The sequence below is a fragment of the Pseudaquabacterium inlustre genome (assembly GCF_038066595.1).
Classification (GTDB): Bacteria; Pseudomonadota; Gammaproteobacteria; order Burkholderiales; family Burkholderiaceae_C; genus Pseudaquabacterium; species Pseudaquabacterium inlustre.
The window spans coordinates 614,176-629,162 of sequence record NZ_JBBUTH010000007.1 but is presented as its reverse complement, the minus strand read 5'-3'; the positions used below and the strand labels follow the sequence as shown (position 1 = coordinate 629,162).

At 71.4% G+C, this 14,987-nt stretch carries 13 protein-coding genes; 5 read left to right on the top strand and 8 right to left on the bottom strand.

What is annotated here, in order from left to right; all coding sequences use genetic code 11:
• Window positions 1–7 precede the first annotated feature (7 nt).
• The 5 genes from AACH10_RS14370 to AACH10_RS14350 all read right to left on the bottom strand — a co-directional run bounded on the left by AACH10_RS14370 (window position 8) and on the right by AACH10_RS14350 (window position 4,619).
• Window positions 8–673: an amino acid ABC transporter permease gene (locus tag AACH10_RS14370; protein ID WP_341411116.1), complete on the bottom strand. Its 666-nt coding sequence runs from the start codon at window positions 671–673 to the stop codon at window positions 8–10.
• Window positions 673–1,416, bottom strand: coding sequence for an amino acid ABC transporter permease (locus AACH10_RS14365; RefSeq protein WP_341411115.1), 744 nt, complete (start codon window positions 1,414–1,416; stop codon window positions 673–675). The genes AACH10_RS14370 and AACH10_RS14365 overlap by 1 nt, the downstream gene beginning before the upstream one ends.
• A 68-nt stretch (window positions 1,417–1,484) precedes the next feature.
• Window positions 1,485–2,393, bottom strand: a complete 909-nt coding sequence (locus tag AACH10_RS14360) for an amino acid ABC transporter substrate-binding protein (RefSeq protein ID WP_341411114.1) — start codon at window positions 2,391–2,393, stop codon at window positions 1,485–1,487.
• Window positions 2,394–2,452: 59 nt separating this feature from the next.
• Window positions 2,453–3,547: a type II asparaginase gene (locus AACH10_RS14355; RefSeq protein ID WP_423228606.1), complete on the bottom strand. Its 1,095-nt coding sequence runs from the start codon at window positions 3,545–3,547 to the stop codon at window positions 2,453–2,455.
• A gap of 61 nt (window positions 3,548–3,608) precedes the next feature.
• Window positions 3,609–4,619, bottom strand: a complete 1,011-nt coding sequence (locus tag AACH10_RS14350) for a glutamate/aspartate ABC transporter substrate-binding protein (protein ID WP_341411113.1) — start codon at window positions 4,617–4,619, stop codon at window positions 3,609–3,611.
• A gap of 273 nt (window positions 4,620–4,892) precedes the next feature.
• Between AACH10_RS14350 and AACH10_RS14345 the strand changes: the two genes are divergently transcribed.
• Entirely contained in the window at window positions 4,893–5,765 is an 873-nt protein-coding gene (locus AACH10_RS14345; protein ID WP_341411112.1) for a class II aldolase/adducin family protein, read from the top strand.
• Between the two features lie 430 nt (window positions 5,766–6,195).
• Here the strand turns inward: AACH10_RS14345 and AACH10_RS14340 are convergent, their stop codons facing one another.
• Window positions 6,196–7,821, bottom strand: a complete 1,626-nt coding sequence (locus AACH10_RS14340) for an AMP-binding protein (protein WP_341411111.1) — start codon at window positions 7,819–7,821, stop codon at window positions 6,196–6,198.
• A 190-nt stretch (window positions 7,822–8,011) separates the two neighbouring features.
• Between AACH10_RS14340 and AACH10_RS14335 the strand changes: the two genes are divergently transcribed.
• Together AACH10_RS14335 and AACH10_RS14330 are read left to right on the top strand one after the other, a co-directional pair.
• The gene (locus AACH10_RS14335; protein ID WP_341411110.1) at window positions 8,012–9,055 is read left to right on the top strand and encodes an NADPH:quinone oxidoreductase family protein; all 1,044 of its coding nucleotides are present in this window, start codon (window positions 8,012–8,014) and stop codon (window positions 9,053–9,055) included.
• A 78-nt stretch (window positions 9,056–9,133) separates the two neighbouring features.
• Window positions 9,134–9,604: a MarR family winged helix-turn-helix transcriptional regulator gene (locus AACH10_RS14330; protein WP_341411109.1), complete on the top strand. Its 471-nt coding sequence runs from the start codon at window positions 9,134–9,136 to the stop codon at window positions 9,602–9,604.
• A 19-nt stretch (window positions 9,605–9,623) separates the two neighbouring features.
• Here the strand turns inward: AACH10_RS14330 and AACH10_RS14325 are convergent, their stop codons facing one another.
• Complete coding sequence (locus tag AACH10_RS14325) at window positions 9,624–12,290, bottom strand: protein kinase domain-containing protein (RefSeq protein ID WP_341411108.1); 2,667 nt, start codon at window positions 12,288–12,290, stop codon at window positions 9,624–9,626.
• A gap of 18 nt (window positions 12,291–12,308) precedes the next feature.
• A complete protein-coding gene (locus AACH10_RS14320; protein ID WP_341411107.1) occupies window positions 12,309–12,905 on the bottom strand; it encodes a nitroreductase family protein in 597 nt (198 codons plus the stop codon).
• Between the two features lie 169 nt (window positions 12,906–13,074).
• On the opposite strand from AACH10_RS14320, the gene AACH10_RS14315 reads away from it, so the two are divergent.
• Both AACH10_RS14315 and AACH10_RS14310 read left to right on the top strand, forming a co-directional pair.
• Window positions 13,075–14,103: a sulfate ABC transporter substrate-binding protein gene (locus AACH10_RS14315; protein WP_341411106.1), complete on the top strand. Its 1,029-nt coding sequence runs from the start codon at window positions 13,075–13,077 to the stop codon at window positions 14,101–14,103.
• A 60-nt stretch (window positions 14,104–14,163) separates the two neighbouring features.
• On the top strand, window positions 14,164–14,916 hold the full coding sequence (locus AACH10_RS14310) for a dienelactone hydrolase family protein (protein ID WP_341411105.1): 753 nt from the start codon (window positions 14,164–14,166) through the stop codon (window positions 14,914–14,916).
• The last annotated feature ends 71 nt before the right edge of the window (window positions 14,917–14,987 follow it).

Below are 14,987 nucleotides of genomic sequence, written 5' to 3'. Positions count from 1 at the left end.
CGCTTCCTTATCGGATGATGGCGATCTTGGCTTGCAGACGCTTGACCAGCATCGACAGCGAGAAGCAGATCGCGAAGTACACGACGGCGGCGACCAGGTAGGTCTCGACCGGGCGGTTGAAGTTCTTGCCGGCCACCTCGAAGCCCTTGAGCAGGTCATAGGCGCCCACGGCATAGACCAGCGAGGTGTCCTGGAACAGCACGATGGTCTGCGTCAGCAGCACCGGCAGCATGTTGCGGAAGGCCTGCGGCAGCACCACCAGCTTCATGCTCTGGCTGTAGGTCATGCCCAGCGCGTAGCCGGCATTCACCTGGCCCTTGGACACCGACTGGATGCCCGCGCGCATGATCTCGGAGTAATAGGTGGCCTCGAACAGTGTGAAGGTGATCAGCGCCGAGGTCTCGCCGCCCAGCGGCCCCAGCAGCTTGGGGATCAGCAGGAAGAACCACAGGATCACCATCACCAGCGGGATGGAGCGCAGCGTGTCCACATAGAACGCCGCCGGCGCGGCCAGCCAGCGCTTGCCTGACAGCCGCATCATCGCCAGCAGCGTGCCCAGGATGATGCCGCCGACCATGGCCACCAGCGTGAGCTGGAACGAGAAGATCAGTCCCTTGAGGACGAAGCTCTGCAGCACGTCCCAGGTGAGGAAGGAATAGTCGAGGTTGAGCATCACTTGGCTCCTGCCGTGCCGGGGATGCGCACCTGCGCCTCGATGAACTTGGCCACCCGGTTGACCAGGAAGGCCGAGACGAAATACAGCGCCGTGACCGGGATGAAGATCTCCTCGAAGTGCGAGGTTTCTTCAGAGGCCTGCTGCGCGAACTGCGCCAGCTCGGGGATGCTGACCGCGAAGGCCACGGCCGAGTTCTTGACGATGTTCATGCTCTCGCTGGTGATCGGCGGGATCACGATGCGGAAGGCCATCGGCAGCAGCACGTAGCGGTAGGTCTGCGGCAGCGTCATGCCCAGCGCCTGGCCGGCATAGCGCTGGCCGCGCGGCAGCGTGTTGATGCCGGCCTTGACCTGCTCGCCGATGCGCGCGCTGGTGAAGAAGCCGATGGCGCAGATCACCAGCAGCGAGGGCGGCACCGAGCGCAGCGCCGGGATCAGCGCCGGCAGCACGTGGTACCAGAGGAACACCTGCACCAGCAGCGGGATGTTGCGGAACAGCTCGGTCCAGGCCTCGCCGAAGCGCGCCAGCGCCTTGTTGGGCGTGGTGCGGGCGATGCCGATCAGCGAGCCCACCACCAGTGCCAGCAGCAGACCCAGCACCGAGACGGTGATCGTCCAGCCCCAGGCGTTGAGCATCCACTGCAGATAGGTCTGCTCCTTGCCACCCGGGCCGAAGCAACCGGCCACCGCTTCACCGGTGGCCGTGTCGTTGCAGAAGAACTGCCAATCCCAACTACTCATGTGTCCCCCTCGTCCGGCTTGGTCGCGGGTCAGTGCCCTGCCCGCGACCCCTACATCAGACTGCGCGATCACTTCTTCGCGTAGTCTTCCATCGGCTTGTCGTTGGGGTTGGCCCAGGCCGCCTTGGTGGCTTCGGACAGCGGCAGACCGACCTTGGTGTTGGTCGGCGGGATCGGCTGCATGAACCACTTGTCGTACAGCTTGGCCAGGTCGCCGCTCTTGATCATGCCCTTGATGCTGTCGTCCACGGCCTTCTTGAAGGCGGGATCGTCCTTGCGCATCATGCAGGCGATGGGCTCCACCGACAGCACCTCGCCGACGATCTTGAAGTCGGCCGGGGCCTTGGACTTGCTGATGTTGCCGGCCAGGATCTGGCCGTCCATCACGAAGGCATCGGCGCGGCCCGATTCCAGCAGCAGGAAGCTGTCGGCGTGGTCCTTGCCGAAGACTTCCTTGAAGTCGACGCCGGTGGCGCGCTCGTGCTTGCGCAGGGTCTGCACGCTGGTGGTGCCGGTGGTGGTGGCCACCGTCTTGCCGTTGAGCTGGTTGATCGCCGTGATGCCCGAGTTGGCCTTGGTGGCGATGCGCACTTCCTCGACGTAGGTGGTCACGGCGAAGGCCACGTCCTTCTGGCGCGTGGCGTTGTTGGTGGTGGAGCCGCACTCCAGGTCCACCGTGCCGTTGGTCACCAGCGGGATGCGGTTCTGCGACGTGACGACCTGGAACTTCACGTCCAGCTTGGCCATGCCCAGCTGCTTCTGCAGGTCGGCCGCGATGCGCTGCGCCATCTCGGTGTGGAAGCCGACGTACTTGCCGTCACCCAGGGTGTAGGCCAGCGCGCCCGAGGATTCACGCGCGCCCAGCGTGATGCTGCCGCTGTCCTTGATCTTCTTCAGCGTGTCGGCCTGGGCCGCACCGGCCACGGCCAGCAGCGCCGACAGCGCCAGGGTGGTCAGCAGAGGGGTCTTGGTGTTCATGGGACTCTCCAACGAGGAAGCGCGGGGTTCGTGGCCCCGCAGGGTGGAAGGGTGAAAGATCAGTATTCCAGGAACTGCCGCTGCAGCGTCTTGCTGTCGGCGCCCTGGGCCAGGGACAACATCGTCAGGATACGGGCCTTCTGCGGGTTCAGGTCATGGGCAACCACCCAGTCGTACTGGTCGTCGGGTTGCTCGGCATTGCGGATCACGAAGCCGCCGCCGACCACGCGGGCCGAGCGCACGATCTGCACGCCCTGCGCACGCAGCTCGCGCAGCGCGGGCACCACGGCGTTGGCCACCGAGCCGTTGCCGGTGCCGGCGTGCACGATGGCCTTGGCGCCTGCGGCGGCAAAGGCCTTGTAGGCGGTGTCGGTGGCATTGCCGCTGCCGTAGGCGATGTCCACGCGGGGCAGTGCGCCGAGCTTGGTGATGTCGAACTCCGAGTTCAGCGTGTGGCGCTTGACCGGCGCGCGGAACCAGTAGGCCTTGCCCTCCACCACCATGCCCAGCGGGCCCCAGGGGCTCTTGAAGGCCTCGGTGCGGATGTTGATCGACTTGGTGACATCGCGGCCGGTGTGGATCTCGTCGTTCATCACCACCAGCACGCCCTTGCCACGCGACGAGGCCTCGCCGGCCACGGTGACGGCGTTCAGCAGGTTCAGCGCGCCGTCGGCGGACAGGGCCGTGCCGGGGCGCATCGAGCCCACCACCACCACCGGCTTGTCGGTGCGCACGGTCAGGTGCAGGAAGTAGGCGGTCTCTTCCAGCGTGTCGGTGCCGTGGGTGACGACGATGCCGTTCACGTCGGCCTGGGCGGCCAGCGCGGCCACGCGCTTGCCCAGCGTCAGCAGGTGCTCGTTGGTGAAGCTCTCGCTGGCGATCTGGAACACCTGCTCGCCGCGCACGCTGGCTACGTTGGCCAGCTCGGGCAGGCCCGAGATCAGCTTGTCCACCGGCACCTTGGCGGCCTGGTACGAGGCGCTGTTGGCGGCCGTGGCGCCGGCTCCGGCGATGGTGCCACCGGTGGCCAGCACCACCACTTGCGGCTTGGCGGCCGGGGCCGATTGCGCGGCGGCGAAGGTGGCGGCGCACAGCAGCGCGGCGCCGGCCAGAACACGGCCGAGCTGGGTCAGGAGCAGACGGGAAGCGATCAAGACAGGACTCTCAGGGTTGCAGGTCAGGAAAACACGGTGAGCGCGCGGTGGGGGCTGGGCGCTAGTCCAGCGCGCGGTCGCTGGGCTGGCGGTACAGCTCCAGCAGCGCCTTCGACGGCGGCCAGTTCAGGTTCACGTTCTTGGGCGGGATGGGCTTCTGGAACCAGCGGGCGTGGATGCGCAGGGCCTCGCCCGAGGTGAGCAGCTGCGTCAGCGTGCGGTCGACCAGGGCCTTGAACACCGGGTCGTCGCGGCGCAGCATGCAGCCGTAGGTCTCGCTGGACATCGGCGTGCCGGTGATCACCCAGTCGTCGGGGCGGGCGGCCTTGGCGCGCTCGCCGTACAGCAGCGCATCGTCGAGCATGAAGGCATCGACCTGGCCGGCCTCCAGCGCCTTGAAGGCATCGTTGTGGTCGCGGGCGCTGACCAGCTGCACACGCTGGCCGCGGCCCTCCACCCAGGTGCGCAGCAGGCGCTCCGAGGTGGTGCCGGCGGTCACCACCACGCGCTTGCCGGACAGGTCGGCGAAATCCTTGATCGGCGAGTCGCGGTGCACCAGCAGCCGCGTGCTGACCACGAAGATCGAGGTGGAGAAGGCCACCTGCTTCTGGCGCGCGCTGGTGTTGGAGGTGGAGCCGCACTCGATGTCCACGGTGCCGTTCTGCACCAGCGGGATGCGGTTCTGCGAGGTGACGGGCACCAGCTTGTGCGTCAGCGCCGGCAGCTTCAGCTCCTGGCGGATGGCCTCCACCACCTTGAGCATCAGGTCGTGCGAGTAGCCCACCACCTGGCGGCGCTGGTCGTAGTACGAGAACGGCACCGAGGATTCGCGGTGGCCCAGGTGGATGGTGCCGGTCTCGGCGATGCGGCGCAGCGTCTCGCTGGCCTCGGTGGGCTTCACCGGGGTGGGCGTGCCGGCGGCCAGCGCCCCGGCGCCAATCGCGCCCCACAGCACCAGGCCGGTCGCCAACCGCAGCCCCAGGGCCAGCCCGAGGCGGCGCGCGGCGGCGCGCGCACCGGCCGGCCGGCGCGGCGGGCGATGCGGGTGCTGCGGGAACTTCGGGCAGGACATCGCCCAGAGCTACGCAGGCAGCGTGCCAAGCCGGGTAATCCCCAGGGCCAGGCCGCCCGTCGCGGCCAAGTGCTTGATTCGTCGCGGTTTGTGCCGCGCCGCGCCGGGACGGGGCTGACGGAAATCCGTCCACCCTGTCCCATCGGCGACGGAAAGCCGTGCGCCGCTGGGCTGGAATGCGTTTCGGCCGCGGCGCCGGGCGCTGCCGCCCTGCCCTGCCATGGCCGCGTGCACCCGCCGCGCCATGGCGTCCACCTGCCCAGGAAGGCCCCCATGAGCACCGCCACCGCCGACGCCCCCACCCCGGCCGCCCAAGCCGCCACCGGATCTGACGCCGCCCCCGTGAAGATGATCGACGGCGTGCCGCTGACGCCCAAGCCGGTGACGGTGTTCGGCACCGAGTGGCTGGCCCCGGCCGCCAGCGTGGCCGAGGAGCGCCTGCGCCGCAAGCAGAAGCTGGCCGGTGCGCTGCGCATCTTCGGCCGCTTCGGTTTCGGCGAGGGCGTGGCCGGCCACATCACGGTGCGCGACCCGGAGTTTCCCGACCACTTCTGGGTCAACCCGCTGGGCGTGTCGTTCCGCCACATGAAGGTGTCGGACCTGATCCTGGTGAACCACCAGGGTGACGTGGTCTACGGCAAGCATGCGGTGAACCGCGCGGCCTATGTGCTGCACGCGGCGGTGCACGCGGCGCGGCCCGACGTGGTGTCGGCCGCCCACGCCCATTCGGTGTACGGAAAGGCCTTCAGCGCGCTGGGTGTGCCGCTGGACCCGCTGACCCAGGACAGCTGCGCGTTCTACGAGTGCAACACCGTGATCGCCGACCATGGCGGCGCGGTGGTGTTCGAGGAACAGGCCGGCCGCGACTTTGCCACCGCTTTTGGCAGCAACCGCGCCGCCATCCACCAGAACCACGGCCACTTCACCGTGGGCGCCTCGGTGGACGAGGCGGTGTTCTGGTACGTGTGCTTCGAGCGCTGCGCCCAGGCCCAGCTGCTGGCCATGGCGGCGGGCACGCCCAAGCACATTCCGCATGCATCGGCGGTGTACACGCGCGAGAACGCCGGCAGCGCCCAGGTGGGCTGGATCCACTTCCAGCCGCTGTGGCAGGAGATCTGCCGCACGGATCCTGAACTGTTCGAGTGAGTTGGCGGGTGCCGCGGCGGCTTGCGGCTTGCGGTTGGGCTTTCCCATGGTTCGGGGCAGCCCGCCGGTCTCGCCCGGCCGGCGAGGTCCTTTCTTGTCGCGACAAGAAAGGACCCAAAGAAACGCTTCCTGAACTTTCCGGTGACGCCCTGCTGCCCGTCCACCACCGAGGCGGGCGCCTCGCCCGCCCGGCGGGCGCCTCGCCCGCCCGGCGGGCTCGAACAGGCTGCCGGACAAGGGCTGGGTGACGGAGGCGTTGCCGCCGATGGCAAGACCGTCGCCTCGCACCGTTCTGGCAGCCCCCGTGCCCTGCGGCGTTCCGCGCGCAAGTTTTGATCGGGGTCGCCCGCCGGGGCGACATCCCGGCGCGCTGCAAGGCGCCATGGGAACCCGCGCCGCAAGCGCTCTCGCAGTTGCAAGCAGGGTCTGATTACCCCGCCGGCCCCTCGGCCTCCAACATCACCCGCAACTGCGCCTTCGCCACCTTCTCCAGCGTCGAGCGCGGCATCGCGTCCACCAGCCGCACCGCGTGCGGCCGCTTGAAGTCGGCCAGCTGCTGCCCGCAGGCCGCAGCGATGGCGCCCCGCAGCACGTCGGCCGGCACCTGGCCGGTCGGGATCACGAAGGCCACCGGCACTTCGTCGAGCATGCGGTGGCGCTGGGCCACCACCGCGCATTCATGCACCCCCGGCACCGCGGCGATCACGCGCTCGATCTCGCTGGCAGCCACGTTCTCGCCGCCCACCTTCAGCATGTCCTTGGTGCGGTCGCCGAAACGGATCGAGCCGTCGGCCAGCAGGTCCACCCGGTCGCCGGTGCGGAACCAGCCGTCGGCGGTGTAGCTGGCGGCCGTGGCCGCGGCGTTGCCCAGGTATTCCTGGAACAGGCTCAGGCCGCGGATGCCGCGCACCAGCAGCTGGCCCGAGCCGCCCGGTGTCACCGCGCGGGCCTGGGCATGCGGCACCTCGTCGTCCTCGACGATGGCGATGCCGTACTCGGGCGCCGGGCGGCCGATGGCCAGCGACGGGCTGGGCACGCTGGGGCTGCTGACGATGCCGTGGCTGATGGTCTCGGTCATGCCCCACCAGCCCAGGGTGTGCACGCGGAAGTGCGCGTCGCTGGGCAGCGCGCAGGCGCCCGCGCCCCACAGGCGGTAGCGGTGCGCGGGCGGCACCGGGTGGGCCATCAGCGCCTTGATGCAGAACGGAATCATCGACACCCAGGTGCAGCCATGCTTCAGGCTGAGCGGCCAGAAGCGGCTGGCCGAGAACTTCGGCAGCACCACCGCCGTGGCGCCGGCCCACAGCGCGGCCAGCACCGAGTAGGCCTGGGCATTGGTGTGGAACAGCGGCAGGTGCACCAGGTGCACGTCGGTGGGGCGCAGGTCCTCGTGCACGGCGTTGATGCGCGCGCCCCACAGCGCATTGGCATGCGTCCACAGCACGGCCTTGGGCCGGCTGGTGGTGCCGCTGGTGTACTGCACGCTGCACGGCGCCAGCGGATCGGGTGCGCGGCGGGGCGCACGCTCGGCCGCCAGCAGCGTGTCGAAGCGCTGGCCGGGCTCCACCGGCTGCGCGGGCGGCTGGCCGTTGTCGGTGGCTGTCACCACCATCCAGCGGATGCCCCGGCACTGCGCCGCCACGCGCTCGGCAAACCGCGGCTGCGTGATGGCGGCCACCGCGCCGCAGTGCTCGGCGTAGTAGGCCAGCTCGTCGTCGGCGGCGCGGGCATTGGTGGTCACGGCCACCGCGCCCAGCCAGGCGCAGGCATACCAGGCCAGCAGCGCCTCGGGGCCGTTGTCCAGGTGGATCAGCACGCGCTGGCCGGCCAGCACGCCGCGCCGCGCCAGGCCGGCGGCGATACGGCCAGCCTCGTCGTGGAAGCGGGCGTAGGTCCAGGTGTCGCCGGGGCTGGCGCCTTCGTCGGTGAAGGGTTCCCACACGATGAACGGGTGCTCGGGCCGCGTGGCCGCGCGCTGGGCCAGCAGCGTGGGCACGTCCATGCCGTTGAACGGGTGCAGGTCGTGGGCGGCCAGGGCGGGGGGCGGTGTGGGCATGGCGTGGGGGGGTGTGCAAGGGCCGGCGTGGCGCATCCGATGCTGCCCAGCCCCGGCCCCAGGCGCCATGGGGCAAGTGCCCAGGCGAGGTGTCGCGCAGGCGTCGCGCCGCCGTGCTGACCGGGGCCGGCGCGGTGCCGGCGTCACCCGCGTGCCAGGGGCCGCCGGATCGGCTGGCTAGACTGGCCCGATGCCTGCCGAACCGACCGACTTCCACGCCGCCGCGCAGACCCGCGAGCCGGCCGACGCGCCGCTGGCCCTGGTGTGCGAGCACCTGGCCGACGACCTTTCCGGCCTGGTGTGGCGGCCGCAGCCGCGCCGCGCGCTGGCGCCGCGCGAGGTGCGCCTGCGCGTGCTGCGCGTGGCACTGAACTTCCCCGACCTGCTGATGACCCAGGGCCTGTACCACCTGCGCCCGCCGCTGCCCTATGTGCCGGGCATGGAGGGCGTGGCCGAGGTGATCGAGGCCGGGGCCGACGCGGCCGCCACGCTGCACCCCGGCCAGCGGGTGTGCTTCGGTGCCAAGACCGGTGGCCTGGCGCAGGAAACGGTGCTTCCCGCCAGCGCGCTGCACCCCTGCCCGGCCGGCCTGTCGCTGGACGAGGCGGCGGCGTACATGGTCATCGGCCTGACCGCCTGGGTGGCGCTGGCCCGCGTGGGCCAGCTGCGCCGGGGCGAGACGCTGCTGGTGCACGGCGCGCGCGGCGGCGTGGGCATCGCCTGCGTGCAGTTGGGCCTGCACCTGGGTGCACGGGTGATCGCCACGGCGCGCGAGCCGGCGCGCCTGGCCGGCCTGGTGGCGCAGGGCGTCACCGTGCTGGCCAGTGACGAGCACCTGGCCGATGCCGTGCTGGCCGCCACCGGCGGCCGCGGTGTGGACGTGGTGGCCGACCCGGTGGGCGGCGAGGTGTTCGACGCCTCGCTGCGCTGCGCGGCCTATGGCGCGCGGCTGCTGGTGCTGGGCTTTGCCAGCGGCCAGCTGCCCAAGGTCAAGCTGCAGCGGGTGCTCAACAAGGGCCTCACGCTGCACGGCGTGCGCGCCGGCGAATACGGCCGCCAGTGGCCTGAGCGCGCGGCCGAGAACGCACAGGCCGTCACCCGCCTGGCCGAGGCCGGCGTGCTGCGCCCGCCGGTGGGCGCGGTGTACCCGCTGGCGCAGGCGCTGGACGCGCTGCGGGCCATGCGCGACCGCCAGGTGAGCGGCAAGATCGTGGTGCGCGTGGCGGCTGACTGACCGGCCCGGCGTCCGCCGGCCGATGACCCGTGCGGTGCTAGCATCCGCCGCCCGGTGTGCTCCCGTGCCCTGCCTGCGATGAAGAAGGCCCGCTCCCCCGTCGACCTCGATGCCCTGCCCGGCTTCCACATCCGCCGTTTGCAGCAGATCGCCGTGGCGCTGTTCCTGCAGGAGACCGAGGCGCACGGCATCACGCCGGTGCAGTACGCCGCGCTGCAGACCGTGCACGACACGCCGGGGCTGGACCAGCGCTCACTGGCCCGCACGATCGGCTTCGACACGTCCACCATCGCCGGCGTGGTCGACCGGCTGGAGGCGCGCGGCTGGGTGCGGCGCAACGCCTCGCCCACCGACCGCCGCGTGCGCTTGCTGACCATCACCGACGAGGGCGCGGCCCTGCTGGGCGCCGTGCTGCCCGACATGCTGCGGGCGCAGACCCGCATGCTGGCGCCGCTGCCGGCGGCCGAGCGCACCGAGTTCATGCGCATGCTGCGCGTGCTGGTGACCGCGAACAACGAGTTGAGCCGCGCGCCCAGCGACGCCGCCTGAGGGCGCGCAGCGGCCCGGCCTACTGGAACCAGCCCGCCAGCGGCCAGCCCACCGGCTGGCCGTAGGCGGCGTCCAGCGCCGGTTGCGCAGCGCGCCAGGCCTCGCCGTCGGGGGCCGCCAGCCGCGCCTGCAGCAGGCCGGCCACGGCGTCCATCGGGTGCCCGGGCGGCCAGCCGCGTGGCCGGGCCGCCTGGGCCTGGGCCAGCGCCTCGGCAGCGCGGGGCGCGCGCTGCTGCACCAGCGTGGCGGCCAGGTTCAGCCGCGCGTGCCAGGTGGCGGGCAGGGTCTTGTCGGCGTCACGTTCCAGCCATTGCACGCGCTTGCCCAGCAGCTCGGCGCTGCGCGGCAGATCGCCATGCACGCGGCGCAGTTCGCCTTCGAGCTGGTTGACGCGGCTGCCGCGCGACTCGTCGTCGCGCAGGTTCAGCGCCGGCGCGGCGGCGCGCAGTGTCTGCACCGCCCGCTCGGCCAGCGCCGGATCGCCCAGCAGCAGGCCGGCGCGGCCGAGCGCGATCCAGGTGTCCACCGCCAGCGCACCGATGGCCTCGCGGTGCGTGTCGGCCTCGGTGGCGATCTGGCGGGCTTCGGCGCGCAGCGCCGCCGGTGGCGCCGCATGCGCCAGCGCGCGGGCCAGCAGGCGCGCGGCCCGCGCCGGCACCTGGCCGGTGCGCAGCGCCGCGGCATCGGGATTGCCGGTGTCGATCACCGCGTCGCGGTGCACCAGGGCCTTGGCATGCTCGCCGCGGTCGGCATGCCAGCGCGCCATCTCGCTGTGCAGGCTCAGTGCCAGGCCGCTGCGCGGCCCCAGCAGCTGGTCGATCTGCGTGAACAGCGCGGCGGCGCGGGCCTCGTTGTCGTCGATCTCGCCCAGCCGCTGCTGCATGGCCAGGGTGTTGCGTCGCAGCACCAGGGCCAGGCGGCGGTCGGCGGGGTCGGTGCTGCGCTGGAAGACGGCGGTCTTGCGCAGCTCGTTCAGGGAGTCGCGGGTGCGGCCCAGCTCGGAGTACAGCACCGACAGGTGGTTGTGGTGCTCGGCGGTCTGGTGGCTGTCGTCGCCGTAGATCGCACGCGTGACCCGGCCGCCCTGCAGCAGCGTGGCCTCGGCCTCGGCCAGGCGGCCCACCTTCACGTAGGCCGCGCTCAGGGCGTACAGCAGCTGCCGCGTGGGCTGGGTGTTCAGCCCGTGCTCGGCGATCACGCTGTCGCGGATCGGCTCCAGCAGCGCCACCACCTTGTCCCACGGGCCCAGCGGCGCATACACGCGGGCCAGCATCAGCTGGGCGTCGAGCGTGGCGCGGGCCCGCGGGCCGAGGCGCTGGCGCGCATCGTCCAGCGCGCGCTCGGCCAGCGGCAGCGCCAGGTCGTAGCGGTTCAGCGAGATGTAGGTGTCGGCCATCACGTCCAGCAGGCGCAGGCGGGTGTCCGGCGCGTCGGCGAACTGGCGGTCGATGTCGGCGCGGCTCTTTTCCAGCAGCTGCAGCACATTCGGCCATTGGCCGCCATGGGCGTCGGGCCCGGCGCTGGCCAGCAGGTCGGTGAGGTAGCCGGTCACCTGGTCGGACAGCTGCGCCGCGGCCTCGGCCCGCCGCCACTGCTGCACGCTGACCGCCAGGCCGGTGGCCAGGGCCAGCACGGTGGCCGCCGACAGGCCGGTGATCAGCGCATTGCGCTGCAGCCACAGCCGGGCGCGGTGGCGCCAGTCGTCGCGCCGCGCGCTCACCGGCAGGTGCTCGCGCCAGCGCTGCAGGTCGTCGATCAGCGCACGCACGCTCTCGTAGCGGTCTTGCGGCCGCTTGCGCAGCGCCTTGGCGACGATGGCCTCCAGGTCGCCGCGCACCACGCGGGCGGCGTCCTGCGGGCGGTCGGGCGGCTGCGCGCGGCTCTGGCTGGCGCGGCGCGGCGGCTCGTGCAGCACCGCATGTTCCAGCTCGGTGCGCGGCGCGTCGTTGCGCGAGAACGGCAGCTCGCCGGCCAGCAACTCGTGCAGCATCACGCCCAGCGAGAACACGTCGCCGGCCACGCCCACGCTGCCGCCGGTGATCTGCTCGGGCGGCGCATACCCCAGCGTGTGGCCACGCCCGGTCATGCGCGTGAGCTGGCTGCTTTCCTCGTCATCGTCGTCCAGCATCGCGGCGATGCCGAAGTCCAGCAGCTTGGGCACGCCCTCGGGCGTGACCATCACGTTGGTGGGCTTCAGGTCGCGGTGCACGATCAGCTGTGCATGGGCATGGGCCACCGCCTCGGCCACCTGCATCAGCAACGCCACGCGCTGCGCCACCGTGGGGCAGCGCCGGCGCACATGGGTGTGCAGCGCCCAGCCCTCCACGTACTCCAGCACCAGCCAGGCCTGGTGGTCGTCGGTGATGCCGGCGTCCAGCAGCTTGGCAATGTGCGGATGGTTCAGCCGCGCCAGCACGCGCCGCTCGCGTGCAAAGCGTGCGGCCAGGCGGGCGCGTGGCAGGTCGCTGCGCAGCAGCTTGATCGCGGCCTCGGCCTGGTACAGGCCGTCGGCACGCCGGGCCAGCCACACCTCGCCCATGCCGCCCTCGCCGATCTTGGCCTCCAGCTGCCACGGGCCCAGGCGGTCGCCGGCGCGTGGCGGCCGGGCGTCGGCGGGCGGCGCAGGGGCCGGCATGGCGTCCGCGTGGGCCGGTGTGGGCTCGGTCGGCGGGTGGCCGGCGGGCATGGTGCAGCTGCGCGGGCGTCAGCCGCCGAAGCTGAAGCGGCCCTCGGCCGCCCACTCGGTCTGCGGCCGGCGCGGGCTGGGCACCTCGCGCGCGCGCAGCGCCTCGGGCAGCGTGGCGGCGTCGCCCAGGCGGCCGATGGCCACCATGGCCTGCAGCGCATGGGTCTCGGGCACGCCCAGCGCGGTGCGCAGGCGGTCGCGGTCGAAGCCGCCCATGGCATGCGTGTGCCAGCCCAGGGCCTGCGCCTGCAGCGCCAGCAGGGCCCAGGCCGCGCCGGCGTCGAAGGCATGCGAGCCCAGGGCCTGTGGCTCGGTCTTGCACGCAGCGGTGAACTGCGTGGCCGAGATCACCGCCACCAGCGCGCCGGCACGGTGCGCCCAGGCCTGGTTGGCCGGCGCCAGGGTGTCGAACAGGGTGGCGAAGGCCGGCGTGCCGGCCAGGCCGTAGACGAAGCGCCAGGGCTGGGCATTGAAGGCCGAGGGCGCCCAGCGCGCGGCCTCGAACAAGCTTTGCAGCGTGGCCAGTGGCAGGGCTTCGCCGGTGAAGGCGCGGGGCGACCAGCGCTCGGTGAACTGGGCCTGGATCGGGTGCTCGGCGGTGCGGGTTGGGCTCATGGTGTCGGAACGGCAGATCGGCTGGGTGACGGGATGCCCCGGAGTGTCGCAGCCCGGCGCCCGCTTATGCGCAAAGCAAGGATCGATGCGCCCAAGCCTTCGTTCCGGCCGCCGAGGTGGCTGCCTAGCATGACCGGCATTCCCTCCACTGGCTTCCGTCGGGTCCGTCATGCATGCTTCCACCCTGTCTTGGCTGCGCCGCAGCCTGGTCCTCGCCCCGCTGGCCATCGGCCTGCTGGCCGCCGTGCTGCCGGTGTCGGCCAAGGACCTCACCCTGCTGAACGTCAGCTACGACCCCACGCGCGAGCTGTACCAGGATTTCAACAAGGCCTTTGCTGCGCACTGGAAGAGCAAGACCGGCGACACCGTGAGCGTGAAGCAGAGCCACGGCGGCTCGGGCAAGCAGGCACGCACCGTGATCGACGGCCTCGATGCCGACGTGGTGACGCTGGCCCTGGCCTACGACATCGACGAGATCTCGGACAAGGCCAGGCTGCTGCCCCCCGACTGGCAGAAGCGCCTGCCGCACGGCAGCGCGCCCTACACCAGCACCATCGTGTTCCTGGTGCGCAAGGGCAACCCCAAAGGCATCAAGGACTGGGACGACCTGGTCAAGCCCGGCGTCGGCGTGATCACGCCCAACCCCAAGACCAGTGGTGGCGCGCGCTGGAACTACCTGGCCGCCTGGGGCTTTGCCAAGAAGAAGTACGGCAGCGACGACAAGGCCCAGGCGTATTTGCAGAAGCTCTTCGCCAACGTGCCGGTGCTGGACACCGGCGCGCGCGGCGCCACCGTCACCTTCGTCGAGCGCGGCATCGGCGACGTGCTGCTGGCCTGGGAGAACGAGGCCCTGCTGGCGCTGAAGGAGCTGGGCCCGGGCAAGTTCGACATCGTGGCGCCGCCGCTGTCCATCCTGGCCGAGCCGCCGGTGGCCGTGGTGGACAAGGTGGTCGACAAGAAGGGCACGCGGGCCGTGGCCCAGGCCTACCTGGAGTACCTGTACACGCCCGAAGGCCAGAAGATCGCCGCGGAGAACTACTACCGCCCGATCGACGCCAAGGTGGCCGCGCAGTTCGCCAGCCAGTTCCCGAAGCTGGAGCTGTTCAAGCTGGACAGCGTGTTCGGCAGTTGGCGCGAGGCGCAGAAGACCCACTTCGCCGATGGCGGCATCTTCGACAAGGTGGTGACGCGGCGGTGACCACGGCCGGCCAGGCAATCCCCGAGAGGCGCACCGGGGCCGGTGGGCGATGATGACACCATGATCGAACACCACCTCGACCTGATCAGCGATGGCAGCCCGATGGCCACCTTCATCGTCCACCCCGATGTCGGGCCCGGCGAAGGCGGCCCGCACCCGGTGCTGCTGTTCTACATGGACGCGCCCGGCAAGCGCGAGGAACTGCACGGCTTCGCGCGCCGCCTGGCCAGCGCCGGCTACTGCGTGCTGCTGCCCAACCTGTACCACCGTCAGCGTTACGCGTATGAGCTGAAGGAGCGCACCGAGCCGCAGCTGCAGGAGATGTTCGGCCTGATGCACAGCCTGAACCGCGACACCAACCGCGCCGACACCCAGGCCCTGCTGGACTGGGTGGACGCAAACCCGCAGGTGGCCGACGCCCAGCGCATCGGCATCCTGGGCTACTGCATGAGCGGCCCGTTCGTCGTGTGGGCCGCGCTCGACTTCGCCGACCGCATCCAGGCCCTGGCCGCCATCCACGGCGCCAACTGGGTCACCGATTCGCCCGACTCACCGCACCGGGTGGCTGCGGGCCTGCGTTGCGAGGGCTACTACGGCTGCGCCGAGATCGACCAGTGGGCCTCGCCCGAGCAGATCGCGCAGCTGGAAGCCGGCCTGAAGGCCAGCGGCGCGCCGTACCGCATCGAGTGGTATGCCGGGGCGCAACACGGCTTCTCGTTCCCGCAGCGGGCGGTGTATGAGCGGGCGGCGTCGGAGCGGCATTTCGAGCGCATGCACCGGCTGTTCGGGCGGGTGCTGAAGCCCTTCGCTTGAGCGGTTGAAAGCACAGCGGGCGCACCGTCTCGCGACAGTGCGCCCGCTGCTTGGTGCTTCTGATCAGCTCA

What these genes read in the sequence shown, in the direction of transcription:
- AACH10_RS14370 (WP_341411116.1), bottom strand. Translation starts at nt 673, where the DNA reads ATGCTCAACCTCGACTATTCCTTCCTCACCTGGGACGTGCTGCAGAGC.
- AACH10_RS14365 (WP_341411115.1), bottom strand. Translation starts at nt 1,416, where the DNA reads ATGAGTAGTTGGGATTGGCAGTTCTTCTGCAACGACACGGCCACCGGT.
- AACH10_RS14360 (WP_341411114.1), bottom strand. Translation starts at nt 2,393, where the DNA reads ATGAACACCAAGACCCCTCTGCTGACCACCCTGGCGCTGTCGGCGCTG.
- AACH10_RS14350 (WP_341411113.1), bottom strand. Translation starts at nt 4,619, where the DNA reads ATGTCCTGCCCGAAGTTCCCGCAGCACCCGCATCGCCCGCCGCGCCGG.
- AACH10_RS14345 (WP_341411112.1), top strand. Translation starts at nt 4,893, where the DNA reads ATGAGCACCGCCACCGCCGACGCCCCCACCCCGGCCGCCCAAGCCGCC.
- AACH10_RS14340 (WP_341411111.1), bottom strand. Translation starts at nt 7,821, where the DNA reads ATGCCCACACCGCCCCCCGCCCTGGCCGCCCACGACCTGCACCCGTTC.
- AACH10_RS14335 (WP_341411110.1), top strand. Translation starts at nt 8,012, where the DNA reads ATGCCTGCCGAACCGACCGACTTCCACGCCGCCGCGCAGACCCGCGAG.
- AACH10_RS14330 (WP_341411109.1), top strand. Translation starts at nt 9,134, where the DNA reads ATGAAGAAGGCCCGCTCCCCCGTCGACCTCGATGCCCTGCCCGGCTTC.
- AACH10_RS14325 (WP_341411108.1), bottom strand. Translation starts at nt 12,290, where the DNA reads ATGCCCGCCGGCCACCCGCCGACCGAGCCCACACCGGCCCACGCGGAC.
- AACH10_RS14320 (WP_341411107.1), bottom strand. Translation starts at nt 12,905, where the DNA reads ATGAGCCCAACCCGCACCGCCGAGCACCCGATCCAGGCCCAGTTCACC.
- AACH10_RS14315 (WP_341411106.1), top strand. Translation starts at nt 13,075, where the DNA reads ATGCATGCTTCCACCCTGTCTTGGCTGCGCCGCAGCCTGGTCCTCGCC.
- AACH10_RS14310 (WP_341411105.1), top strand. Translation starts at nt 14,164, where the DNA reads ATGATCGAACACCACCTCGACCTGATCAGCGATGGCAGCCCGATGGCC.